The organism is Kitasatospora sp. NPDC058170 (assembly GCF_042883905.1).
Classification (GTDB): domain Bacteria; phylum Actinomycetota; class Actinomycetes; order Streptomycetales; family Streptomycetaceae; genus Kitasatospora.
Genome location: NZ_JBHVUV010000018.1, coordinates 17,091 through 40,839 on the forward strand (window position 1 = coordinate 17,091; position 23,749 = coordinate 40,839).

21 protein-coding genes and 2 pseudogenes are annotated in these 23,749 nt (G+C 72.8%); 17 read left to right on the plus strand and 6 right to left on the minus strand.

The window, feature by feature from the left end; genetic code table 11:
- Nucleotides 1-15 precede the first annotated feature (15 nt).
- From ACFVVX_RS20820 to ACFVVX_RS20830, 3 genes are all read right to left on the minus strand, one after another.
- Nucleotides 16-1,050, minus strand: a complete 1,035-nt coding sequence (locus tag ACFVVX_RS20820) for an alanine racemase (RefSeq protein WP_387947623.1) — start codon at nucleotides 1,048-1,050, stop codon at nucleotides 16-18.
- Nucleotides 1,051-1,096: 46 nt separating this feature from the next.
- A complete protein-coding gene (locus tag ACFVVX_RS20825; protein ID WP_387947625.1) occupies nucleotides 1,097-2,215 on the minus strand; it encodes a lipid II:glycine glycyltransferase FemX in 1,119 nt (372 codons plus the stop codon).
- Nucleotides 2,216-2,424: 209 nt separating this feature from the next.
- The gene (locus ACFVVX_RS20830; protein WP_387947627.1) at nucleotides 2,425-2,724 is read right to left on the minus strand and encodes a hypothetical protein; all 300 of its coding nucleotides are present in this window, start codon (nucleotides 2,722-2,724) and stop codon (nucleotides 2,425-2,427) included.
- A gap of 301 nt (nucleotides 2,725-3,025) precedes the next feature.
- Between ACFVVX_RS20830 and rpsF the strand changes: the two genes are divergently transcribed.
- The 4 genes from rpsF (at nucleotide 3,026) to rplI (ending at nucleotide 4,804) form a co-directional block, all read left to right on the plus strand.
- On the plus strand, nucleotides 3,026-3,316 hold the full coding sequence (rpsF, locus tag ACFVVX_RS20835; RefSeq protein ID WP_148643846.1) for a 30S ribosomal protein S6: 291 nt from the start codon (nucleotides 3,026-3,028) through the stop codon (nucleotides 3,314-3,316).
- Nucleotides 3,317-3,412: 96 nt separating this feature from the next.
- Entirely contained in the window at nucleotides 3,413-4,024 is a 612-nt protein-coding gene (locus ACFVVX_RS20840) for a single-stranded DNA-binding protein (protein ID WP_387947629.1), read from the plus strand.
- 79 nt (nucleotides 4,025-4,103) lie between these two features.
- Nucleotides 4,104-4,340, plus strand: coding sequence for a 30S ribosomal protein S18 (gene rpsR / locus ACFVVX_RS20845; protein ID WP_030304537.1), 237 nt, complete (start codon nucleotides 4,104-4,106; stop codon nucleotides 4,338-4,340).
- Nucleotides 4,341-4,357: 17 nt separating this feature from the next.
- Nucleotides 4,358-4,804 (plus strand): 50S ribosomal protein L9, encoded by a 447-nt coding sequence (rplI, locus tag ACFVVX_RS20850; protein ID WP_387947631.1) that lies wholly within the window; start codon nucleotides 4,358-4,360, stop codon nucleotides 4,802-4,804.
- 80 nt (nucleotides 4,805-4,884) lie between these two features.
- Here the strand turns inward: rplI and ACFVVX_RS20855 are convergent, their stop codons facing one another.
- Entirely contained in the window at nucleotides 4,885-6,213 is a 1,329-nt protein-coding gene (locus tag ACFVVX_RS20855; RefSeq protein ID WP_387947633.1) for an MATE family efflux transporter, read from the minus strand.
- A gap of 454 nt (nucleotides 6,214-6,667) precedes the next feature.
- On the opposite strand from ACFVVX_RS20855, the gene dnaB reads away from it, so the two are divergent.
- From dnaB to ACFVVX_RS20870, 3 genes are all read left to right on the plus strand, one after another.
- On the plus strand, nucleotides 6,668-9,502 hold the full coding sequence (gene dnaB / locus ACFVVX_RS20860) for a replicative DNA helicase (RefSeq protein ID WP_387947635.1): 2,835 nt from the start codon (nucleotides 6,668-6,670) through the stop codon (nucleotides 9,500-9,502).
- 143 nt (nucleotides 9,503-9,645) lie between these two features.
- Nucleotides 9,646-11,289 (plus strand): hypothetical protein, encoded by a 1,644-nt coding sequence (locus ACFVVX_RS20865; protein ID WP_387947637.1) that lies wholly within the window; start codon nucleotides 9,646-9,648, stop codon nucleotides 11,287-11,289.
- A 139-nt stretch (nucleotides 11,290-11,428) separates the two neighbouring features.
- Nucleotides 11,429-12,853 (plus strand): acyltransferase family protein, encoded by a 1,425-nt coding sequence (locus tag ACFVVX_RS20870; RefSeq protein ID WP_387947639.1) that lies wholly within the window; start codon nucleotides 11,429-11,431, stop codon nucleotides 12,851-12,853.
- A gap of 75 nt (nucleotides 12,854-12,928) precedes the next feature.
- Here ACFVVX_RS20870 and manA read toward each other — a convergent pair whose 3' ends face one another.
- The gene (manA, locus tag ACFVVX_RS20875) at nucleotides 12,929-14,128 is read right to left on the minus strand and encodes a mannose-6-phosphate isomerase, class I (protein ID WP_387947641.1); all 1,200 of its coding nucleotides are present in this window, start codon (nucleotides 14,126-14,128) and stop codon (nucleotides 12,929-12,931) included.
- Nucleotides 14,129-14,450: 322 nt separating this feature from the next.
- Between manA and ACFVVX_RS20880 the strand changes: the two genes are divergently transcribed.
- Nucleotides 14,451-15,221, plus strand: coding sequence for a polyprenol monophosphomannose synthase (locus tag ACFVVX_RS20880; protein WP_387947643.1), 771 nt, complete (start codon nucleotides 14,451-14,453; stop codon nucleotides 15,219-15,221).
- Between the two features lie 79 nt (nucleotides 15,222-15,300).
- On the opposite strand, the gene ACFVVX_RS20885 is transcribed toward ACFVVX_RS20880, so the two are convergent.
- A complete protein-coding gene (locus ACFVVX_RS20885) occupies nucleotides 15,301-15,708 on the minus strand; it encodes a winged helix-turn-helix transcriptional regulator (RefSeq protein WP_387947645.1) in 408 nt (135 codons plus the stop codon).
- 106 nt (nucleotides 15,709-15,814) lie between these two features.
- Here ACFVVX_RS20885 and ACFVVX_RS20890 point away from each other — a divergent pair, with 106 nt between their 5' ends.
- From ACFVVX_RS20890 to ACFVVX_RS20930, 9 genes and pseudogenes are all read left to right on the plus strand, one after another.
- Nucleotides 15,815-16,450: an FMN-dependent NADH-azoreductase gene (locus ACFVVX_RS20890; protein WP_387947647.1), complete on the plus strand. Its 636-nt coding sequence runs from the start codon at nucleotides 15,815-15,817 to the stop codon at nucleotides 16,448-16,450.
- Between the two features lie 131 nt (nucleotides 16,451-16,581).
- Nucleotides 16,582-17,613 carry an MBL fold metallo-hydrolase gene (locus tag ACFVVX_RS20895; protein ID WP_387947649.1) on the plus strand — a complete coding sequence of 344 codons (1,032 nt, stop codon included), beginning with the start codon at nucleotides 16,582-16,584 and terminating at the stop codon, nucleotides 17,611-17,613.
- Nucleotides 17,614-17,635: 22 nt separating this feature from the next.
- A pseudogene (locus ACFVVX_RS20900) lies at nucleotides 17,636-18,207 on the plus strand (molybdenum cofactor guanylyltransferase); the annotation flags it as partial.
- 138 nt (nucleotides 18,208-18,345) lie between these two features.
- A pseudogene (locus ACFVVX_RS20905) lies at nucleotides 18,346-18,631 on the plus strand (DUF6457 domain-containing protein); the annotation flags it as partial.
- Nucleotides 18,628-19,836 carry a molybdopterin molybdotransferase MoeA gene (locus ACFVVX_RS20910; protein ID WP_387947651.1) on the plus strand — a complete coding sequence of 403 codons (1,209 nt, stop codon included), beginning with the start codon at nucleotides 18,628-18,630 and terminating at the stop codon, nucleotides 19,834-19,836. The pseudogene ACFVVX_RS20905 and the gene ACFVVX_RS20910, both read left to right, overlap by 4 nt.
- Before the next feature lie 65 nt (nucleotides 19,837-19,901).
- Entirely contained in the window at nucleotides 19,902-20,882 is a 981-nt protein-coding gene (locus ACFVVX_RS20915) for a potassium channel family protein (RefSeq protein WP_387947905.1), read from the plus strand.
- A 35-nt stretch (nucleotides 20,883-20,917) separates the two neighbouring features.
- A complete protein-coding gene (locus tag ACFVVX_RS20920; RefSeq protein ID WP_387947907.1) occupies nucleotides 20,918-21,469 on the plus strand; it encodes a YbaK/EbsC family protein in 552 nt (183 codons plus the stop codon).
- Between the two features lie 45 nt (nucleotides 21,470-21,514).
- Entirely contained in the window at nucleotides 21,515-22,492 is a 978-nt protein-coding gene (locus ACFVVX_RS20925; protein ID WP_387947653.1) for an NAD(P)H-quinone oxidoreductase, read from the plus strand.
- 197 nt (nucleotides 22,493-22,689) lie between these two features.
- Nucleotides 22,690-23,652, plus strand: coding sequence for a hypothetical protein (locus tag ACFVVX_RS20930; RefSeq protein WP_387947655.1), 963 nt, complete (start codon nucleotides 22,690-22,692; stop codon nucleotides 23,650-23,652).
- Nucleotides 23,653-23,749 lie beyond the last annotated feature (97 nt).

Here is a 23,749-nt window from a genome sequence, read left to right on the forward strand (position 1 = left end):
GCGGACTCCCAAGCCCTAGCGGTCCACCACGCGGTCGAAGTGCGTGGTGGTGTGCCGGACCTGCAGGGCGAGTTCGTCGCCGACGACCGGCGGCTTGGTCTCGTTGTCCAGGAACAGCAGCGAGACCTGCATGTGCGGCGGCTCGGCGAACCAGAGCTGCTTGCCGGACCAGTTGTAGGGCGACTTGGTCTTGTTGACCGTCGCCAGACCGGCCCGGGCGATGCCCTTGGCCCGCGAGGACATGCTCTGGACGTACTTCGGTGCCTCCAGGCCGATGCCGTGCGCGGTGCCCCCGGCCGCCACCACGAGGTGGCCGTCGGAGGGCGCCGGGTGCTGGCGGTAGCCGTACCGGTCGCCCTTGACGACCGGGGTGACGTCCAGCACCGTCGCCCGGACCTCCAGCGCCCCGTGGTCGCCCAGCCAGAGCCGGGTGCCGATCCGGGCCCGGAAGACGGTGTCCGGGTAGCGCTGGGCCAGCTGCCCCATGCCCGCCGCGCCGAGGTGGCTGACGAACACGGTGTGCACCGGCACGCCGGCGGCCCGGGCGGTGTCCACCCAGTACGCCACCTCGTCGACCGGGTCGGAGCCGTCCGGCCGGTCCATCGGCAGGTGCAGGGCCAGGCCCTCGAAGGAGACGCCGTCCAGCTCGGCGGCGACGGCCGGCAGGTCGGCCGCGCCCACCCCGTGCCGGCGCATGGTGGTCATGCACTCCACCACGACCCGGGCGCCGTGCAGCGCCCGCAGCCCGGCCAGGTTCGCCACCGTCCGGATCACCCGGGCGTGCGGCAGCGGCAGGACCTCCTCGCCGACCCGGTACGGGGTGAGCACCAGCAGCTCGCCGCCGTACCAGTCGGCGGCGTCCGCCGCCTCGTAGGCGGTGCCGACGGCCAGCACGCCGGTGCCCAGCAGGGTCGCCTCCTCGGCCAGCCGGTGGTTGCCCAGGCCGTAGCCGTTGCCCTTCGCCACCGGCACCAGACCGGGGAACTCGGCCAGGACGGTGCGCTGGTGGGTGCGCCAGCGGTCGGTGTCGAGGTAGAGCGACAGCGTCATCGGGTCATCTCCCAGAGGGTGAGGGGCACGGCGGGGCGCAAGCGGCTCAGCGGCGCGACATGTAGAGGTCGAGTGCCTTGTGCAGCAGCTTGTTGAGCGGGAAGTCCCACTCGCCGAGGTACTCGGCGGCCTGGCCACCGGTGCCGACCTTGAACTGGATCAGGCCGAACAGGTGGTCGTTCTCGTCCAGCGTGTCGCTGATGCCGCGCAGGTCGTAGACCCCGCCGCCGAGGGCGTAGGAGTCGCGCATCATCCGCCACTGGATGGCGTTGGAGGGCTTGACCTCGCGCTTGTGGTTGGCCGAGGCGCCGTAGGAGTACCAGACGTGCTCGCCGACCACCAGCATCGTGGTCGCGGCCAGCGGCTCGCCCTCGTGGTAGGCGATGTAGAGCCGCATGCGGTTCGGGTCCTCGGAGGTGAGGGCCTTCCACATCCGCTGGAAGTAGGCCAGCGGACGCGGGGTGAAGCGGTCGCGCTCGGCCGTCACCAGGTACAGCTGGTGGAAGATCGGCAGCTCGTCGTAGCCGCCCTGGACCACCTCGACGCCGGACTTCTCGGCCTTCTTGATGTTGCGGCGCCAGAGCTGGTTGAAGCCCTTCTGGATGTCGTCCAGCGAGCGGTTCGCCAGCGGCACCTGGAAGACGTAGCGCGGCTGCACGTCGCCGAAGCCGGCGCCGCCGTCGTCGCCCTGCAGCCAGCCCGCCTTGCGCAGCCGGTCGGCCACCTCGAAGGCGCGCGGCTCGTACCAGTCGGCCTCGATGTCGCGCAGGCGCTTGGCCTGCTTGCCGGCGATGGCCTCCTTGATGGTCGGCGCGTTCCAGCGCCGGATCACCACCGGCGGGCCCATCTTCACCGAGAAGGCGCCCTGCGACTTCAGGTGGGCCAGCATCGGCGACAGCCAGCGGTCCAGGTCGCGGTCGAACCAGTCGATCACCGGGCCCTCGGGCAGGTAGGCCAGGTAGCGCTTGACCTTCGGCAGCTGCCGGTAGAGCACCAGGCCGGCGCCGACGATCTGGCCGGAGTCGTCGATCCAGCCGATCGACTCGGTGCGCCACTCGGCCTTCACGTCGCCCCAGGACGGCACCTGCATGTGGCTGGCCGAGGCGCGGCTCCTGATGAAGGCGAGGTGCTCCTCGCGGGTGATCGTCCTCAGGCGCAGGCTCATGCTCGGTGCTCCTCGTCGGTCGGGCTCGGTGGGCCCCAGGTTCCCGGGGGTGACTTTATCCTCCGGGACCCCTTCGGCTGTGGGCGCGGCGGCGCCCCCGCCACCACCTGCCCACAGGTAGGTACGCGACGGGGGCGCCAGGGGTTCCGCGTGGGGAGGGCCGGGACCAGGGCTCGTCGGAGAAGCCGGGAGGGCTTGTCCGGCGATCCCTAGCCCCAGAGACCGCCCCGGGCCAGGCCCAGGTAGAGGCCGAAGGCCGAGGCGACGAGCGAGACGATCAGGACGAAGCGCTCGGCCGTGGTCACGGAGACGAACTGTCCCCACAGACCGGTGACGACGCCGAAGAGCCCGCTCCAGGAGCTCAGCAGATGGAGACCGTGGAAGAACGAGGTCGTGAAGGCCAGCAAGCCCAGCACGGCGGTGATGCCGACCAGGGCGTTCTCTCGGGGGTGCCGGTGGCCGTCCGTGTTCAGGGTGAGGGCGGGGAACCGGTGGATGGTCTGGGCCATGGGACCCACCTCCTGGGGAGGAGACGAACGAGCAGGAAACCCGTTCCGTCCAGATTGCGGTGGTTGGGGCGCGGATCACAACCCCTATGCATTTTGTTCGGCCGTACGGGTGCGGGTAGGCTGTGCGGTCTGCACTGGTGTAGTTGTGCCCCCTTGTGCCCTCTTCCGGGTCGATGGGGCCCGAGTGTCGGACCCGGCCGCTACGGTGAGCCGGTGTCGTCACTACTCCGGTGCCGACGCTGCACAACCCTCCTGCCACGGAGAGACCGTGGCCGCTGAGTCCAAAGGAGGTGGGTTACACATGCGTCACTACGAGCTGATGGTCATCCTCGACCCCTCGGTTGAGGAGCGCGCTGTCGCCCCCCTGATCGAGAACTTCCTCACCGTCGTCCGCAATGGCGGCGGCAAGGTGGAGAAGGTCGACACCTGGGGCCGTCGCCGTCTGGCTTACGAGATCAACAAGCAGTCCGAGGGCATCTACTCGGTCATCGACCTCAAGGCCACGCCTGAGGTCGTCAAGGAGCTCGACCGCCAGCTTGGCCTGAGCGAGTCGGTTCTGCGGACCAAGGTCCTGCGCCCGGACACCCACTGAGCCACCTCTGAGGCCCTCGGGCCTCGGGTAGCTCGCGTCCGCTGTTTCACGTGAAACAGCGGTGAACGGAACTCTTCCGGAGAGGTCATCACCACCATGGCAGGCGAGACCGTCATCACCCTCGTCGGCAATCTCGTCGACGACCCCGAGCTGCGCTTCACCCCGTCGGGTGCGGCGGTCGCGAAGTTCCGCATCGCGTCCACCCCCCGCACCTTCGACCGCCAGACGAACGAGTGGAAGGACGGCGAGAGCCTCTTCCTCACGTGCAACGTCTGGCGGCAGCCGGCGGAGAACGTCGCCGAGTCGCTGCAGCGCGGCATGCGCGTCATCGTGCAGGGCCGACTGCGCCAGCGGTCTTACGAGACCAAGGAAGGCGAGAAGCGGACGGTCTTCGAGGTCGAGGTCGACGAGGTCGGCCCGAGCCTGCGCTCGGCGACCGCGAAGGTCACCCGGGCCAACCGGTCCGGTGCTCCCGGCGGCGGCGGCTTCGGCGGCGGCCAGCAGGGCGGCGGCGGCCAGGGCGGTAACTGGGGCGGCGGTGGCGGCCAGCAGGGCGGCGGCAACTGGGGTGGAAACTCCGGTGGCGGCCAGTCCGGCCCCTCCGACGACCCGTGGGCTTCCAGCGCCCCCTCCGGTGGAAACCAGGGTGGCGGCAGCTGGGGCGGAGCCCCGTCCGGCGGCGGTTTCTCGGAAGAGCCCCCGTTCTAAGAGCTGACAGATTTCGTGCGGCCCGGCGGCCGGCGTCGTGAGACGCCAGCCGGGCCGTGAACCCCAAATGGAGCACACAATGGCGAAGCCGCCTGCTCGCAAGCCGAAGAAGAAGGTTTGCGTCTTCTGCAAGGACAAGGTCAACTACGTTGACTACAAGGACACGAACCTGCTGCGGAAGTTCATCTCCGACCGTGGCAAGATCCGTGCCCGCCGGGTCACCGGCAACTGCACCCAGCACCAGCGTGACGTCGCCACGGCCGTGAAGAACAGCCGTGAGATGGCGCTGCTGCCCTACACCAGCACCGCGCGCTAAGAGAGGGTGACCAAGTAATGAAGATCATCCTCACGCACGAGGTGCCGGGTCTCGGCTCCGCCGGCGAGGTCGTCGAGGTCAAGGACGGCTACGCCCGCAACTTCCTGGTCCCGCGTGGCTTCGCCATCCGCTGGACCAAGGGCGGCCAGAAGGACGTCGACGCGATCCGTCGCGCCCGCAAGATCCACGAGATCCAGACGCTCGAGGCCGCCACCGAGGTCAAGGGCAAGCTCGAGGGCGTCCAGGTCAAGCTGGCCGTTCGCTCGGGCGAGGCCGGCCGTCTGTTCGGCTCGGTCACCCAGGCCGACGTCGTCGAGGCCATCAAGGCCGCCGGCGGCCCGTCCGTGGACAAGCGCGCCGTCGCGATCGCCTCGCCGATCAAGACCGTGGGCACCCACAAGGTCTCGGTCAAGCTGCACGCCGACGTCCAGGCCAACCTCGACGTCGCCGTCGTCGCTGCCTGAGTCAGCTCCGTAGCAGTGGCCTGAGGGCCGGGCTCCCCTTCGGGGGAGTCCGGCCCTCGGTCGTTCCCCGGCGGGCCCGCTCAGGCCCGGACGGCGCCGGTCACCAGCCACCGGCCGCCGCGGGCCCGCCACCACAGGAACCCGCCGCGCACCAGCATGAAGAGGTTCATCGCCCACCAGAGCCCGACCAGCCCGCCGCCGAGCGCGGGCACGGCGAGGGCCACCGGGGCGAAGACCGCGAGGGTGGCGACCATCGCCCAGGCCAGGAAGGGGCCGTCGCCGGCACCCATCAGCACGCCGTCCAGCACGAACACCAGGCCGGAGACCGGCTGGCAGAGCGCGAGCAGCAGCAGGACGGTGTTCAGCTGCGCCTGCACCGCCGGGTCGGGGGTGAACAGCGGCACGTACAGCGGCCGGGCGACCACCACCAGCAGTCCGAGCAGCACGCCCGAGCCGACCCCCCACTCGACCATCCGGCGGGTGGCCGCCCTGGCACCCGGAACGTCCTCGGCGCCCAGGTAGCGGCCGATGATGGCCTGGCCGGCGATCGCGATGGCGTCCAGCGCGAAGGCGATGAAGAGGAACACCGTCATGGCGATCTGGTGGGCCGCGATCTGGTCGTCGCCGAGCCCGGCGGCGACCGCGGTGGCGATCATCAGGATGGCCCGCAGGCTCAGGGTGCGGACCATCAGCGGCCCGCCCGCCCTGGCGCAGGCCCGGATGCCGGCCGGGTCGGGCCGCAGCGAGGCCCGCTCCCGGCGGGCGCCGCGGACCACCACGAAGAGGTAGGCGGCGGCCATCCCGGTCTGTGCCAGCACGGTGCCCCAGGCGGAGCCGGCCACGCCGAGCCCGGCGCCGTACACCAGGGCGGCGTTCAGCACGAGGTTGGCGGCGAACCCGGCGATGGCCACCAGCAGCGGGGTGCGGGTGTCCTGGAGTCCGCGCAGGACGCCGGTGGCGGCCATCACCATCAGCATCGCCGGGATGCCGAGCGCGCTGATCCGCAGATAGGTCACGGCGTACGGGGCGGCGGTGTCCGAGGCGCCCAGCACCCCGGCCGTCCAGGGGGCCAGCAGCAGGGTCAGGGCGACCACGCCGAGGCCCAGCGCCAGGGCCAGCCAGATGCCGTCGACGCCCTGCTGGACGGCGGCCCGGCGGTCGCCGGCGCCGATCCGGCGGGCGACCGCGGCCGTGGTGGCGTAGGCGAGGAAGACGAACACCCCGGTGGCGGTGGTGAGGGCGGCGGAGGCGACGCCGACCCCGGCCAGCTGGGAGGTGCCGAGATGGCCGACGATCGCCGAGTCGGCCATCAGGAAGAGCGGCTCGGCGACCAGTGCGCCGAAGGCCGGGACCGCCAGGGCGAGGATCTCCCGGTCGTGCCGGCGGCGATCGGTGGAGGGCAGGGTCATGGACTCCAGGCTACTCATCCACAGGTAAGAGGTGCCAGCCTATTAGGCTCATTACTCGCAATTGTGAGCGACTACGCCGAGCGGGTGTGTGGGCCGGGCCACTCGCCGGTGTGTGAAGAATTTCTCATGCACAGCCCCGGGAGGAGGGATTCCCAGGTCAGCGAGTTGACGGTGGATCGATGGTCTGGTTATCCACAGGGCTTTCCACAGGGGCGTCCACAGGTTTGCGGTACTTCTCCACAGCACGGGACCCATCGTCCACACCCCCTGTGGATAACCACCTTGGCTGAAGGGCGTCCGGCGCCTTAGCGTGGGCCGTCCGCCCGACACTCCCACCCGCCTCGGCGTCCGATTTGTCGGTGCGGTGGCGTACAAAGAGGAGCGCAGCTCCGCTTCACCCAGCCACCGGCAAGGCCCGCTCCAACTCGCACCACTCGCTGATCGGGGAACACGCGTGACCGGCCCCCAGTACGACGACCACGACGCCCCGCCGCCGGAGGAGGACTGGCAGACCGCTGACGACCCCTTCCCGGCCGGCTACGCCGACGCGCCCTTCCCGGAGGGTCCGGGCGACCGGCTCCCGGTCTCCCGGTCGCGCGGTGGCGGCCAGGGCGGCGGCCAGGGCGACGGCTTCCAGAAGGGCGGCAAGGGCTCCGGCGGCGGCTTCCAGCGCGACGGCGGCAAGCAGCAGCGCCAGGGCGACGGCGAGCGCTCCGAGGGCCTGGAGGGCTTCGAGCGGGTCCCCCCGCAGGACCTCGCGGCCGAGCAGTCCGTCCTCGGCGGCATGCTGCTCTCCAAGGACGCCATCGCCGACGTGGTCGAGGTGCTCAAGCCCGCCGACTACTACCGCCCGGCCCACGAGCTGATCCACGGCGCGATTCTCGACCTGTACGCCCGGGGCGAGCCCGCCGACCCGATCACCGTGGCCGGCGAGCTGACCAAGCGCGGCGAGCTCGTCCGGGTCGGCGGCCCGGGCTACCTCCACACCCTGGTCAACTCCGTCCCGACGGCCGCCAACGCCGAGTACTACGCCGAGATCGTCCACGAGCGCGCCGTGCTGCGCCGCCTGGTCGAGGCCGGCACCCGGATCGCCGGCATGGGCTACGCCGCCGAGGGCGACGTCGACGAGATCGTCAACGCGGCCCAGGCGGAGATCTACGCCGTCACCGAGCAGCGCACCAACGAGGACTACGCACCGCTCTCCGACATCATGGAGGGCGCCCTCGACGAGATCGAGGCGATCGGCTCCCGCAACGGCCAGATGTCCGGCGTGCCCACCGGCTTCGCCGACTTCGACGCGCTGACCAACGGCCTGCACCCCGGCCAGATGATCGTCATCGCCGCCCGTCCGGCCATGGGAAAGGCGCTGGCGCTGGACACCCCGCTGCCGACCCCGGACGGCTGGACCACCATGGGGGACGTTCAGGTCGGCGACCGGCTCCTCGACGCCTCCGGGCGACCCACCCGCGTGGTGGCCGCCACCGAGGTGATGACCGGGCGCCCGTGCTACGAGGTGCTGTTCGACGACGGCACGTCCGTCATCGCCGACGCCGACCACCAGTGGCTGACCGAGACCAGGGCCTCGCGCAGGTCCGTTCGGGCCGCCGGGGCCCCCGGCAGCCTTGCGGCAGTCAGGACGACCAAGGAGATCGCCGCCACCGTCCGGTGCGAGACGGCGGACCGGCGCGCCAACCACTCGGTGCACAACACCGCGGCACTGGACCTCCCGGAGCGCGACCTGCCCGTGCCGCCGTACACCCTCGGCGCGTGGCTGGGCGACGGCCACAGCGACGCGGCGAGGGTCACGTCGGCGGACCCCGACATCGTCCGGCGGATCGCGGACGAGGGCTTCGAGGTCCGGCAGGTGGGCACCACGCTGACCTACGCCCTGCGGTTCGCGGTGGAGCGGCCGGTGCCCGCCGAGCGCACCTGCGTCGTCTGCGGTGAGCCGTTCGTGGCAAAGCTCTCCCAGGTGCGGACATGCGGGAGGTCGTGCGGCGGGCGGGCGCGTTTCGTCTCGGCACCGGTAGCTGTCCCCACGTGCGTGGACTGCGGACGCGAGTGCGTCTCGGCGTTCTCGGAGCCGCGCTGCGCCGCCTGCACGCGGAGCCACGGGAGCCTTCTCGTGGCGCTGCGGAACCTCGGGGTCCTGGGACGCAAGCACATCCCCGCGGAGTACCTCCGCGGTGCCGTCACCCAGCGCCGGGCACTGCTCGCCGGACTCCTCGACACGGACGGGACCGTCAACCGGACGGGGTCGGTCCAGTTCGCGGTGACCAGCCGGGAACTGGCCGAGGGCTTCCGCGAGCTCGTGGTCGGGCTCGGCTACCGCTGCGGGATGACGACGAAGCGGGTGATGGGGCGCTCGGAGGAGACGTCCACCGCCTACGTGGTCACGTTCACCCCGGAGGACGACGTCTTCGGGCTGGAGCGGAAGCGCGCCGTTCACGCGGAGCGGAGGCGCCCCGGTACCGCACGACTGACGCAGCGCTACATCGTGGACGTCCGTGAGACGGAGAGCGTCCCGGTCCGCTGCGTCGAGGTCGACAACCCGGACCACCTCTACCTGGCCACCCGGATGATGGTTCCGACGCACAACTCCACCCTCGCGTTGGACTTCGCGCGGGCGTGTTCCATTCAGAACAAGCTCCCGAGCGTGATTTTCTCACTCGAAATGGGGCGAAACGAAATCGCCATGCGTCTGCTCTCCGCCGAGGCGCGGGTGGCGCTGCACCATATGCGTTCCGGGAACATGACAGATGACGACTGGACCCGGGTGGCCCGCCGGATGCCGGACGTCAGTGAGGCGCCGCTCTTCATCGACGATTCGCCGAACCTGTCGATGATGGAGATCCGCGCCAAATGCCGTCGGCTCAAGCAGCGCAACGACATCAAACTGGTCGTTATCGACTACCTCCAGCTGATGCAGTCCGGTGGTTCGCGCCGGGCCGAGAACCGGCAGCAGGAGGTTTCCGACATGTCGCGAAACCTGAAGCTGCTGGCGAAGGAGCTGGAGGTCCCGGTGATCGCGCTCTCGCAGCTGAACCGTGGTCCCGAGCAGCGCACCGACAAGCGGCCGATGGTCTCCGACCTGCGTGAGTCCGGCTCGATCGAGCAGGACGCCGACATGGTCATCCTGCTTCACCGCGAGGACGCCTACGAGAAGGAGTCCCCCCGCGCGGGCGAGGCCGACCTGATTGTCGCCAAGCACCGAAACGGCCCCACCGCGACCATCACGGTGGCATTCCAGGGCCATTACTCCCGCTTTGTCGACATGACGAGAGACTGACCATTCCCCCCGGTCGTGAGGGCTGTCGGAGGGCGGCGGAATTGTCGTTGTTCCGTACCCGCGCGATGTGTACTCTGTGCGAGCATCATTTGATGATCGCTTAATAGGACTTGGGGGGTACGGTGTCCCGTCACCGTCTCGTTGTGACCGCTGCCGCCGTGGCGGCCAGCGTCGTTTTCGCACCCGCGCTGGCCCAGGCGGCCGACGCCCCGGCGCCGACCGCCGGTGCGCACGCGGTGCAGACCACGCCGAAGGACAAGATCTCCAGCCCGGCGTTCACCACCTACGAGAGCCCGGCCAGCGCCTCGCAGCGCTCCCAGGCCGCACCGGGCGCCAAGAACGCCCAGCAGGGCGCCGACGCCCCGGCCGCCAACTCGGGCCTGGCGGTCGGCATCGCCGCCGTCGGGACCAGCGCCTACGGCATCGAGCTGACCACGGCCGTCATCAGCGACCCGGTCGCGGTCGCCGTCACCGTGAACTGGGGCGACGGCACCTCGGACCGCTTCGACCTGTTCGGTCAGAGCACCGACACGCGGCGCCCGCACACCTACGCGAAGCTCGGCTCGTACACCATCTCGGTGACCGCCTCCGACGGCAGCGGCTACTTCGCGACCAACACCGTGACGATGGCGACCCCGGGTTCGGCGTACACCCCGTACGGCCCGACCCGCCTGCTCGACACCCGTGACGGCACCGGCGCGCCCGCCACCAAGGTGCAGCCGTACACCTCGGCCCGGGTGAAGGTCGGCGGCAACGCCGGCCTCCCGGCCGGTGTGACCGCGGTGGCCCTCAACGTCACCGTCACCAACACCAGCACCCCCGGCCACATCACGGCCTTCGCCGAGGGCGGCACCCTCCCGGAGACCTCGAACGTCAACTTCACCCCGGGGCAGACCGTCCCGAACCTGGTGATCGTCCCGGTCGGTGCGAACGGCTACGTCGACCTGTACAACGGCGGCTGGGCCCCGGTGGACCTGCTGGCCGACGTCGCCGGCTACTTCACCCACACCGCGGCCGCCGGCTACACCGCCGTCGGTCCGACCCGCCTGGTCGACTCCCGCGACGGCACGGGCACCGCCCGGGGCAAGGTCAACGCCGTCTCGACGATCTCGACCCAGGTCTGGGGCACCGCGGGCGTCCCGTCCGGCGCCCGTGCGGTCGCGCTCAACGTCACGGTGACCAACCCGCAGGAGACCGGCCACCTGACGGTCTTCCCGGGCGGCCAGTCCGCGCCCACCGCCTCCAACGTGAACTTCCAGGCCGGCCAGACCGTCGCCAACTCGGTGATCGTGCCGGTCGGCGCCGACGGGCGGATCCAGATCCGCAACGGTGCCTGGGCCCCGACCGACGTGATCGTGGACGTGGTCGGCTACTACAGCGACAACAGCAAGAGCGCCTACCTGCCGGTGACCCCGCTGCGTCTGCTGGACACCCGTCGCGGGGACATCGGCGGACCGCTGGACCGCCGCAACTACGTCTACATGCCGCTGTCGGTCGACGAGCCGCAGTACACCGGCTTCGTGCTCAACGCGACCGTGACCAACACCCAGGACTCGGGCCACCTGACCGTCGCCCCGGACCCGAACTCGATGACGCAGTACAACAACCAGACGGACGTCCGGCCGACCAAGCCGCCGACCTCCTCGCTGAACTGGCAGGCCGGTGAGACCGTGCCGAACCTCGTCCAGGCGAACCCCGGGGTCAACGGCATCGTCGACTTCTGGAACGCCAGCGACGGCGACATCGACCTGCTCGTCGACATGTTCGGCGTCTACCAGAACAACTGACCGGCGACCGCTGGTCACCGCCCCGGGGGGCAGCCGTCCGCAGGCTGCCCCCCGGGGCGCTCCATGCCGCCCGGGCCCCGGCGGGGGCGGGGTACTCCGGGAACGATGGGGCTGCGGCGGATGGGTTACTGTCCCTGCCGTGAGAACAATACGACTGCGGCTTCCCGGTAGAGCCGGAGGGAACGCGCGTGCGGCGGCGCCCGGAAAGGCCGGGTCCCGGCTCGGCTGGCTCGACGCACTGCGCGGGTGGGCCGCCCTGGTGGTGGCGCTGCACCACTTCGGGATCCTGGAGCTGCTCCCGTTCGGCGGGATGATCTGGTGGCACTTCGACCTGGGTGTCTACGGCGTGATGCTGTTCTTCCTGGTCAGCGGCTACATCATCCCCGCCTCGCTGGAACGCCGCGGTGACGTGAGGGCGTTCTGGATCGGACGGCTGTTCCGCATCTACCCGGCGCTGATCGGTGCCTTCGTGGTGTCGATCCTGATGCTGCCCGAGGGCGACGGATCGGTGGCGCTCTTCCGCACCGGCCACAACCTCATCTCGCTGGTCGCCAACGCGACGATGCTCCAGGACATGCTCGGCGTGATCAACGGCATGGGTGTGACCTGGACCCTCACCTACGAGATGGCCTTCTACTTCCTGGTCAGCGGTCTGTTCGCGCTCGGCTGGCACCGGCGCAGCAGCGCCTACGCCGTCGGGTTCGCCGCGGTGGCGCTGGTGTTCGGCGGCTCGATGGCGTCCGCCACGCTCACCCACGACCTGGGCTCGACCCGCAACCTCGTGCTGGCGGCGGCCCTGATCGTGCTGATGGGCTTCGCGTGCATGCTCAGCGGCAACCCGGTGCTGACCCGTACCGGTGCGGTGCTGGTGGCCGGCCTCGCCCTCGTGCTGCTGCTCAACAACAGCCGGGCCCCCGTCTTCGAGACCCTGCTGATCTTCGCCACGATGTTCGCCGGGACGGTGCTCTACCGGGCCGAGCACGGCCAGATCGAGCGCATCCACGCGGTGCTGTGCTGCGGCTTCGTGGTGGTCGCCGGGGTGGCGATCGGCTGGATGTACAACCGCAACGGCATGGAGCTGAACACCTGGAACTCGGGGTGGATCTCCTGGTCGACCTCCTACACCGGGGCCTGGGCGACCTTCCTGGGAGGGATGGCGCTGCGCAAGCGGCGGTTCCCGAAGGTGCTGACCTGGCTCGGCGCGGTGAGCTTCTCGCTGTACCTGCTGCACGTCCCGCTGCTGCACACCATCGCCCCGCTGCTGGGGCACGAGCAGCGGCCGACCGCCACGGGCGAGAAGGTCCTGTGGGTGGCCGAGTTCCTCACGGTGTCCCTGCTGGCGGCCTATCTGATGTACCGCCTGGTGGAGCTGCCCATGCAGAACGTCGGGCGCAAGCTGCTGAAGGCGGTCGAGCGGCGCTTCCCCGCCCAGGCCCTGGCGGCCCCCGAGGGCGGCGCCCGCGCGGTGGCCGTACCGGCCCAGGCGGAGCCGGCCCGGGTGCCGGTCGAGGTCGGCGCCGGGTCCGGTGGGTCCGGCGGGTCCGGTGGACCCGCGGCGGGCTGATCCCGCCGAGACGTGACGAAGGGCCCGCATCCCCCCCGGGGGATGCGGGCCCTTCGGGCGTCCGGGGCGCGTTCGTCAGAGGGTGACGGTGGCGCGGAAGACGGTCGCGGCGGCGCCGCTGAGGCCGGTCCCGGTGCCGGTCGCGGGCAGGAAGGCGGACTCGCCGGGGGCGAGGTCCAGGACGGTGCCGTCGGCCGCGGTCAGCCGGGCGGTGCCGGCGGTGCAGAGCAGGATCTGCGGGGTGCGGCCGTCGACCGTGCGGGGCTGCCCGTCCAGGTCGAAGCGGGAGAGCCGGAACTCGTCGATCGGGACGGGGTAGAGCCGCTCGCCCGGGGTCCCGGGGACGGGTGCGGGGCGCAGCACGTCCGGGGCGCCGGGGGTGAAGCCGACCACCTTCAGCAGTTCGGGCACGTCGATGTGCTTGGGGGTGAGTCCGGCCCGCAGCACGTTGTCCGAGTTGGCCATCAACTCGACGCAGATGCCCTGCAGGTAGGCGTGCGGGACGCCGGCGCCGAGGTAGAGCGCCTCCCCGGCGCGCAGCCGGATGTGGTTGAGCAGCAGGCCGGCCAGCAGCCCGCGGTCGCCGGAGAACTCCCGGGTGATCCGGGTGTACGGGGCGTACGGGCCGTCGGGGTCGCCGGCGGCGGCCTTGTCCACGGCCTCGGCGGTGTCCCGGACGGCCTCGGCGGCGGCGGGGTCGGCCATGGTGAGGACGGCGGCGAGGGTGCGGCTGAGCGCCCGGGACTCGTCCTCGTCCTGGAGCAGGGCGATCAGCGGGTCGAGTGCGGGCACCTTCAGCGCGGCCATCAGCGCGGCTGCCTCGGCGGGTCGGCGGAAGCCGCAGAGGCCGTCGAAGTCGTCGAGGGCGCAGATGAGTTCGGGCTTGTGGTTGGCGTCCCGGTAGTTGCGGTTCGGGGCGTCCGGCGGGATGCCGAGGGCGTTCTCCGCGGCGTGGCCGGCCCTGGCCTGGTCGAGGGTGGGGTGGGCCTGGATGGACAGCGGGATGCCGGCGGCCAGGATCTTGAAGAGGAACGGGAGTGTGGGGCCGAACCGGGCCACGGTGGCGGCGCCCAGCTCGCCCTCGGGGTCGGCTGCGATGAGTTCGTCGAGCCGGTGCGGCCCGCCGTCCCGGTCGGCACGGGAGGGGGCGCCCGGGTGTGCGCCCATCCACAGTTCGGCCTGTGGTTCGCCGGTGGGTTCCTGCCCGAGCAACGAGGGGATCGCGGTGACGGACCCCCAGGCGTACGGGCGGACAGTGTTGACGAGCCTGTCCATGCGCGCGGTCCTGCTCCTTTTTTCCTTTGCCGCGGTGGCGGGTGTGCCGGATCGCCGGGAGGCGGCCCCGGCGGTGCGGGCGGTGCTGTCCTGGCAAAGGCTGGTGATCGACCCTAGCCGACCGGTGCCGCCGTCAGGGAAACGGTGGGCGGTGCCGGGTAGTGCCTCGGCCGTATCGGAGCTGCCGGGGCGCGGTAGTAGGATGCCAGCACGCTGTAGTTTCCATGTGGTTTCCACCGCGGCGGGATGCCGGGTAGAGCTGCGTTTCAGAGTGCGGGCAACGGTGACTGGCACTTCCCGCCGCCGGCCGAGAGGTTTGTACGTGACCGTGAACCAGCAGAGTTTTGCTGATCTCGGCAGGGTGCTGGTGATCATCCCGACGTTCAACGAAGCGGAGAACGTCGAGCGGATCGTCGGCCGGGTTCGTGCCGCGGTACCAGAGGCACATGTCCTGGTCGCCGATGACAACAGCCCGGACGGTACCGGCGAGCTGGCCGACAAGCTGGCCGCCGAGGACCCGAGCGTGCACGTGATGCACCGCAAGGGCAAGGAGGGGCTGGGCGCCGCCTACCTCGCGGGCTTCCGTTGGGGCATCGACGCCGGCTACGACGTGCTGGTGGAGATGGACGCGGACGGCTCGCACCAGCCGGAGGAGCTGGACCGGCTGCTGGGCGCGCTGCGCGGTGCCGACCTGGTGCTGGGCTCGCGCTGGGTGCCGGGCGGCCGGGTGGTGAACTGGCCGAAGTCCCGTCTGCTGCTCTCGCGCGGCGGTTCGACCTACTCGCGGCTGATGCTGGGGGTGCCGATCCGGGATGTCACCGGCGGCTACCGGGCGTTCCGCAAGGAGACGCTGCTCGGTCTCGGCATGGACGAGGTGGCCTCGGCGGGCTACTGCTTCCAGGTCGACCTGGCCTGGCGGACGGTGAAGGCCGGCTTCAAGGTCGCCGAGGTGCCGATCACCTTCGTGGAGCGCGAGCTCGGTGCGTCCAAGATGAGCCGGAGCATCGTGGTCGAGGCGCTCTGGCGGGTCACCTCCTGGGGCGTCGCCGACCGGTTCGCGCGACTGACCGGTGGCCGGGCCAGGAAGAGCTGAGCCTGCGCGCAGGGATTCGAGCGCCCGGGCCCGCCTGTTTTCGAACAGGCGGGCCCGGGCGCTTTTCGCGTTTCGGGGCTCAGCAGGTGCCGTGCGGCTTGAGGGCGCTGGCCGGCAGGTGCTGGTCGGCCCAGAGGGCGAGCTCGGTGAGGGCCGGGCGCAGGGCGGCGCCGGCCTCGGTGAGGCGGTAGCTGACCCGCAGCGGCGGGCCCTCGTCGACCTGGCGGAGCACGAGTCCGGCGTCGGACAGCTCGGTGAGCCGGTCGGAGAGCATCCGCTCGCTGATGCCTGGGATGGCGCGGCGCAGTTCGGAGAAGTAGCCCGGACCGTTGTTGGTGAGGACGGCGACGATCATGCCGGTCCAGCGCTTGCCGAGCAGGGTGAACACCCGGGTCAGCGCGACCTCCACATTGGTGCAGGTGGGGGCGGTGGTGCAGTTCTCGGGGACGGTCCGGACCTGCTCGGTCGCTTCCTCGTGCTCGGCCATGGACACAGCCTACTCGGCCGTTCACTAGTGACTATAAAAAAGTAAGCTGCTACGGTACTTGCAGCTGCGGCGGAAAGAGCAGCTACTAACCTGACGGAGGTACCCCATGCCCACGCTGCTGCACATCGACTCGTCCGCGCTCACCGACGGCTCGGTCTCCCGCGAGGTCTCCGCGGCCTTCCGGGCCGCCTGGCAGGCCCAGCACCCCGAGGGCACGGTGGTCTACCGCGACCTCGCCGCCCAGCCGGTGCCGCACCTGGACGCCGACGGCATCACGGCCGGCTTCGCCCCGGCCGACGTGCACACCGCCGGGCAGGCGGCCTCCTTCGCGCTGCGCGAGGAGCTGATGGCGGAGCTGGAGCGGGCCGACGCGATCGTCATCGGGGCGCCGATGTACAACTTCACGATCCCGTCCAGCCTCAAGGCCTGGCTGGACCAGGTGATCCTGGTCGGCCGCACGGCGGGGGAGAGCCCCTCGGCGGCGGGCAAGCCGGTGACGGTGGTCGCTGCGCGCGGCGGCTCCTACGCGCCCGGCGCCCCGCGGGAGCCCTACGAGTTCGTCACCACGTACCTGGAGAAGGTGCTGACCGGGATGCTCGGGCTGGAGGTCGACTTCATCGTCCCCGAGTTCACCCTCGCGGCGAGCGTCCCGGCGATGGCGGACTTCGTGGAGCAGGCCCGGCAGTCCAGGACCCAGGCCCTGGAGGACGCCGCGTTCAAGGCCAAGGCGCTCGCCGCCTGAGGGCGGAGCGGTCACTGGTGGGGTGATCCGGAAGGCGTGCCCCGCCGGGCGCGCCTTCCGCGCATTCGGCGGCCCGTGCTCCCATGCTGTAGGGCGCAGGAAGTCCGACCGCCGACCAGAGGGAGCACCCAGTGACGTCGTCCCCGCCCGAGGAGAACGCCGGCGCGGAGGGTATGGACGCCGTGGACGGCACGCGGACCGGGCGGCCCGGGCGGACCGCCGAGGCCGCGCCCGTCCGGCCGCTGGAGACCGCCGTCTTCACCGGCCCCGAGTCGGCCTTCTTCGCGACCTCCACGCTGATCCTCGGCGAGCACACGGCGATCCTGGTCGACGCCCAGCTCACCCGCAGCGCGGGCCGCGAGCTCGCCGAGTGGGTGGCCGGCAAGGGTCGGCGGCTGCTGGCCATCGTGATCACCCACCAGCACCCCGACCACTACTTCGGCGCCGAGGAGGTGCTGAGGCTCTTCCCCGAGGCGCAGCTGCTGGCCGCCCCGCCGGTGGTGGACGGCATCCTGCGCACCGCCGCCGCCAAGGTCGCCCAGTGGAAGCCGGTCTACGGCGACGACATCCCCGACCACCCGCTGGTGCCCGCCCCGCTGCTGCCCCAGCCGCTGATGGTCGACCGCCAGCTGATCCCGGTCCTGCTGCTCGGCCAGGCCGACTGCGGCGGCTCCACGGTGGTGCACGTGCCCAGCATCCGCACCGTCGTCGCCGGGGACTTCGTCTACAACGGCACCCACGTCTGGACCGCCGACACCACCCCGGAGCAGCGCACCGAGTGGATCCACAACCTCGGCCGGATCGCCGAGCTCGGCGCGGAGCGGGTGATCGCCGGCCACCGGGCGCCCGACCAGGGCGACGAGGCGGCCCGGGTGCTCGCCTTCACCGGCGAGTACCTCCAGGACTTCGACCGCCTGCTGGCCGAGCACCCGCACGACCCGGAGGCGCTGATCACCGCGGTGAACGAGCGGTACGGGGAGCTGACCCTGCCGGCCGTCCTGGAGCTCGGCGCCGCCGCCAACACCGCGCCCCGGGAGGAGGACGCCGCCGGGGCTGCTGGCGCTGGCGCTGAGGCTGGGGCTGGGGCTGAGGCTGAGGCTGCGGCGGACCAGGACGCCGAGGACAAGGACGAGGACAAGGACGAGGCCGGGCCGCCGGAGTGAGCGGCGGGCGGATACTGGCGGCATGACGCCGTACGACGCGATCGTCCCGGCCGGCGGCGCCGCCCGGCGGCTCGGGGGAGCGGACAAGCCGGGCCTGACCGTCGGCCGGTCCACCCTGCTCGACCGGGTGCTCGCCGCCTGCGCCGGCGCCCGGACCACCGTGGTGGTCGGCCCCGCCCGGCCCACCGCCCGCACCGGGGTGCACTGGACCCGCGAGCAGCCGCCCGGCGGCGGCCCGGTCGCCGCTGTCGCGGCCGGCCTCGCGCACGTCACCGCGGACGTGGTGCTGCTGCTCGCCGCCGACCTGCCCTTCCTGGACGAGCGGACCGTCCACCGACTGGTCGCCGCGCTCGCCGAGGAGGACCAGGCCGCCGAGGCCGCCCTCCTGGTGGACGCCGCCGGCCGGGACCAGCCGCTCGCCGCCGCTTACCGCACCGCCGCGCTGCGCACCGCGCTGGCCGCCGTCGGCGACCCGGCCGGCCTCCCGCTGCGCCGCCTCACCGGCGCCCTGCGCACCCTGCGGCTGGCGGACACCGACGCGGTCGCCTACGACTGCGACACCTGGGAGGAGCTGGCGCAGGCCCGCGAGCGCGCCGAGTCCGGCGGGTAGGTCCGGTCCGCGGGTCCTGCCGGTGGTGGGCCCGGACCTGCGCTTCTCACGCCGCGCGGCACCTCGCCGTGAGCGAAACGACGCGCGCCGCTCACCGGGCAAAAACCTCGGGGTCACCGCCGATCAGGCAGCATGGGGGCCATGGAGCGCACGCTGGATGAGTGGATCGCCGAGGTCCGGGCCGAACTGGGCATCGACCTGGACGTCGACGTCCCCGAATTGCTCGACCTCGCCCGGGTGGTCGCGCACGGGGTGGCCCGGCCCGCCGCACCGCTGACCGCCTTCCTGATCGGGTACGCGGCCGCGCAGCGCGGGGGCGGCCCGGAGGCCGTCGCCGAGGCCTCCCGGCGCACCATCGCGCTGGCCTCGCGCTGGACGGCGGACGCGGCCGGACCGGACAAGCCGTGACCACCGTCGAGGAGACCGTCGTGCCCCTTCGGCCGCCCGGTCCGGCCGCGCTCAGCTGGCGCCGGGCCCGCGAGAGCGCCCGCCGGGCCGGGCTGCGCCCGCTGCCGCCGCGGACCGTCCCGCTCGCCGAGGCGCTCGGCGCCACGCTCGCCGAGCCGCTCACCGCGCTCACCGACCTGCCCGCCTTCGACACCTCCGCGATGGACGGCTGGGCCGTGGCCGGCCCCGGGCCCTGGCGGGTCGCCGGCCGGCTGCTGGCCGGGCAGGAGGCCGTGGCGCCGCTGGCCGACGGCACGGCCGTCGAGATCGCCACCGGCGCCCAGCTGCCGCCCGGCGCCACCGCGGTCCTCCGCCGCGAGCACGGCGAGCAGCTCGCGCCGCTGCTGTACGACCGCGGCCCCGACCCGCTGACCACCGGCCAGGACGTCCGGCCGCGCGGCCAGGAGTGCCGCCGGGGCGAGGCGCTGCTGGCCACCGGCACCCCGGTCGGCCCGGCCGTGCTCGGTCTGGCCGCCGCCTGCGGCCACGACCGGCTGGCCGTCCGCAGCCGCCCGGTGGTCGAACTGCTCGTACTCGGCGACGAGTTGCTGGACGCCGGGCTGCCCACGCCCGGCCTGGTCCGGGACGCGCTGGGCCCGCTGCTGCCGCCCTGGCTGCGCGCGGCCGGCGCCGAGGTCGGCGAACGGCGGGCCGTCCGGGACGACTTCGGGCTGCTGCGGGACGCCATCCGGCACTCCACCGCCGACGTGGTGATCACCACCGGCGGCACCGCGGCCGGCCCGGTCGACTTCCTGCACCAGGCGCTCGCCGCGGCCGGCGCCCGGCTGCTGGTCGACGGCGTGGCCGTCCGCCCCGGCCACCCGATGCTGCTCGCCGAACTCCCCGGCGGCCGCCACCTGGTGGGCCTGCCGGGCAATCCGCTGGCGGCGGTGGCCGGCACCGTGACCCTGGCCCTGCCGCTGCTGCACGCCCGCAGCGGCCGGGCGGTCGTCGATCCCGCCGTCGCGCCCACCGCCGTCGACCTGCCGGGCCACCCCGGGGACACCCGGCTCCTGCCGGTGCGCCGGACCGAACGCGGCGTCGTCCCGCTCGCCTTCGACGGCCCCGCGATGCTGCGCGGCCTGGCCCGCGCGGAGGCCCTCGCCGTCGTCCCGCCCGGTGGCGCCGCGGCCGGCACCGTCGTCGAGCTCCTGGAGGTGCCGTGAAGGCCAGGCGGCAGTCCCGACTGGGCCCGCTGACCCCCGGTACCGAGCCGTGGGCGGACTCCGGCATCGTGCTGCCGGCCCGTCGCAGCGGCCCCGCGGTGCACCAGGTCGGCTCACGGCTGCTGCTGGCGCTCGCGGTGCTGGTCGCCACCACCCTGATCGTCTGGCTGGACCGCGACGGGTACAACGACAACGCCGGCGGCGGGCTGAGCTTCCTGGACTCGGCGTACTACGCCACCGTGACGCTCTCCACCACGGGGTACGGGGACATCACCCCGTTCAGCGACGGTGCCCGGCTCACCAACATCTTCGTGATCACCCCGCTGCGGGTGCTCTTCCTGATCATCCTGGTCGGCACCACGCTCGAAGTGCTCACCGAACGCACCCGCCAGCAATGGCGGTTGAACCGCTGGAGGTCCACCGTGCACGAGCACACCGTCGTGATCGGGTACGGCACCAAGGGGCGCAGCGCCGTCGACACGCTGCTCGGCCAGGGGGTGCGCAAGGAGGAGATCGTGGTCGTCGACCCGCAGCGCAAGGTGGTCGACCAGGCCGCCCAGCACGGACTGGTGGGCGTGGTCGGCGACGCCACCCGGACCGACACCCTGATCCGGGCCGGGCTGCCCGCCGCGGCGCGGGTGGTGATCGCGCCCGAGCGCGACGACACCGCCGTCCTGGTCACCCTCACCGCGCGCCAGCTCAACAAGCGCGCCACCGTGGTCGCGGCGGTCCGCGAGGACGAGAACGCCCCGCTGCTGCGGCAGAGCGGCGCCGACGTGGTGGTCACCAGCTCCAGCTCGGCGGGCCGGCTGCTCGGCATGTCGATGGTCAGCCCGCACGCCGGGGCGGTGATGGAGGACCTGCTCACCTACGGCAACGGCCTGGACGTGATCGAGCGCCCGGTCACCCGGGCCGAGGCCGGGCACAGCCCGCGGGACTGCGCGGACCTGGTGGTCGCGGTGGTCCGGGGCCGGCGGGTGCTCAACTACACCGAGCCGGAGGCGGCCGTGCTGCAGCTCACCGACCGGGTGATCGTCATCAAGTGACCGGGGTGGCTACAGTCCGTGTCATGACTGAGCAACTGCACGCCCCGTTCGGCACGTTCGAGTCGGTCAGCGCGGCCCTGGAGGTGGCCGACCTGCTCGCCGACCCGGTGGCGGACGCCCTCAAGAACTGGGACGACCGGGAGGCGGCCGAGTCCGTGCTGTACGTGGACACCGATCCGGGGAAGGCCGACACCGCGGTGTTCTGCGAGACGTACGGCGCTCCGCTGGAGGCCTCGGCGAACTGTGTGGTGGTCGCCGCCAAACGCGGCGGGGAGACCGCGCTTGCCGCCTGCCTGGCGCTCGCCACCACCCGGGTGGACGTCAACAAGGCCGTCCGCAAGCACCTGGAGGCGCGCAAGGCCTCCTTCGCGTCGATGGACGCCGCGGTGGCGGAGACCGGCATGGAGTACGGCGGCATCACCCCGATCGGGCTGCCGGCCGGCTGGCCGCTGCTGATCGACGCGGCGGTGGCCGAGGCGCCGTACGTGCTGATCGGCAGCGGACGGCGGCGCGGCAAGCTGATCCTGCCGGGCCGTGCGCTGGCCCAACTCCCGGGCGCCGAGGTGCTGGCGGGCCTCGCGGGCTGAGCGGGGCGCCGCCGCGCCCGGGCCGGTACGCAGTAGCTTCGGGGCATGTATGCGATGACGATTCCTGAACCCGGCGGGCCCGAGGCACTGGTCTGGGCCGAGGTGCCCGACCCGGTGCCCGGCGAGGGCGAGGTCCTGGTCGAGGTGGTGGCGACCGCCGTCAACCGGGCCGATCTGCTGCAGCGGCAGGGCCTCTACAGCCCGCCGCCCGGAAGCTCCCCGTACCCCGGGCTGGAGTGCTCGGGGCGGATCGCCGCGCTCGGGCCGGGCGTGGCCGGCTGGGGGGTGGGCGACGAGGTGTGCGCGCTGCTGGTCGGCGGCGGGTACGCCCAGCGGGTCGCCGTCCCGGTCGGGCAGCTGCTGCCGGTGCCGAAGGGGCTGAGCCTGGAGGAGGCCGCCGCGCTGCCCGAGGTGGCCTCGACGGTCTGGTCCAACGTCTTCCTGGTCGCCCACCTGCGGCCGGGCGAGACGGTGCTGCTGCACGGCGGCGCCAGCGGCATCGGGACGATGGCGATCCAGCTGGCCAAGGCGGTCGGTGCGCGGGTGGCGGTGACGGCGGGCAGCGCCGAGAAGCTGGCCCGGTGCACGGCGCTGGGCGCCGACATCGCGATCGACTACCGCGAGCAGGACTTCGTCGAGGCGCTGCGGGAGGCCACCGGCGGCGCCGGGGCGGACGTGATCCTGGACATCATGGGCGCCAAGTACCTCCAGCGGAACGTGGACGCGCTGGCGGTGAACGGCCGCCTGGTGATCATCGGGCTGCAGGGCGGGGTGCAGGGCGAGATCAACCTCAACACGCTGCTGCGCAAGCGCGGCGCGGTGGTCGCCACCAACCTGCGCGGGCGGCCGCTGGCCGAGAAGGCCGCGATCGTGGCCGCGGTGCGTGAGCACGTGTGGCCGCTGATCGAGTCCGGGGTGGTGAAGCCGGTGATCGACCGGGTGCTTCCGCTGGCCGAGGCCGCCGCCGGGCACCGGGTGCTGGAGCAGGGCGAGCAGGTCGGCAAGGTGGTCCTGAGGGTCTGAGGGCTTGAGGGTTTGAGGGTGCCCGAGGGGGTTGAGGCCTCCCGGGCACCCGTCGTGGGAACGGGCGTGGGGCGGCGGGGCGGTTGGTGCACAGTCGTTCGAAATGCCTGAATTGTCGGATTGTGTGAGGCTGGTTCGGAGCTGTCCCGCCGCCGACCCCGCCTGTGCGCGGTCGGCCGTCGGAAGGACCTCCGACCGTGGCCGCACCTTCGTTCGCCTTCCTCGGGCCGCTGCCCGCCGCGCTCTCCCACGGCCGTACCCGCGGCCGCTCCGCCGGGTCCGTCGGCTGCGCCGATGCCTGCCGCTGCCGCCCCGGTGCCGCCCCGGGCGGGCGCCGCTGGCAGCGGCTGCTCGCGGTGGCGGTGCTCGGCCTGGCCGTCCCGCTCGGGTCCGCCACCCTCGCCGCCGCGGATCCGGCCGCCGGGTCGGAGGAGGTCTCCGTGGCGGTGCCCGCCGAGCGGCCCGGGGCCTGGCCGCACCGGACCGGCCCGCCCTCGGCCGTGCCCACCCGCGGGCCGAACGCCGAGCCGTCCACCGCCCCTTCCGTCCCCTCCTTCTCCTCCGCTCCCTCCGCCCCCGCTGCCGAGCCGGCGGCCGAGCCCTCCTCGGCACCGCAGCCCTCGGCGCCGCCCGCCGAGGTACCGCCCGCCGAGGTGCCCGCCGCACCGTCGGCGCAGCCCGCCGCGGGGCCCGTCGCGGACCCGGCGCCGGCCGCCGCGCCGCCGCAGCACCAGAGCGTCCGGCCGCGACCCGGTCCGGCCCGACCGGACCGGTCCGGCGGCCTCTGGGCCGACCGCGGACCGGCCGGCCCCCGGCACCGCCCGGCCTCGGCGCCCGAGCGGACCGAGGTCGTCCCGGACCGGTCCGCCGAGACCGTGTCCGGCGCGCCCGAGGCCGATCCGCCGGCCTCCGACGCGGACGGCGGCGCGGACGGCAGCGCCCCAAGCGCCTGGGCGGCCGGCGACGAGAGCGTGGCCGCCGCCGCGCCCGAGGTCGCCGCCGAGGCCGCCACCGTCGCCGGCCGCGGCCTCGCGGTGGGCCAGGCCGCCATGCCCGCCCGCTGGCGCGACGCCTCCACGCTCCAGCTCCCGCTGGGCGCGGGCCTCGGCCTGATCGGCTGCGGCCTCGGTCTGATCGGCCTGCGGCTGCGCCGGGGCTGAGCCGGGCTGAGCCGGGCTGTACCGGGGATCCGCCGCGCCGGACGCCGTGTACCGGGCGGGCGGATACCGGGCGGCTTCTGTGAAGGGCCCCCGTACG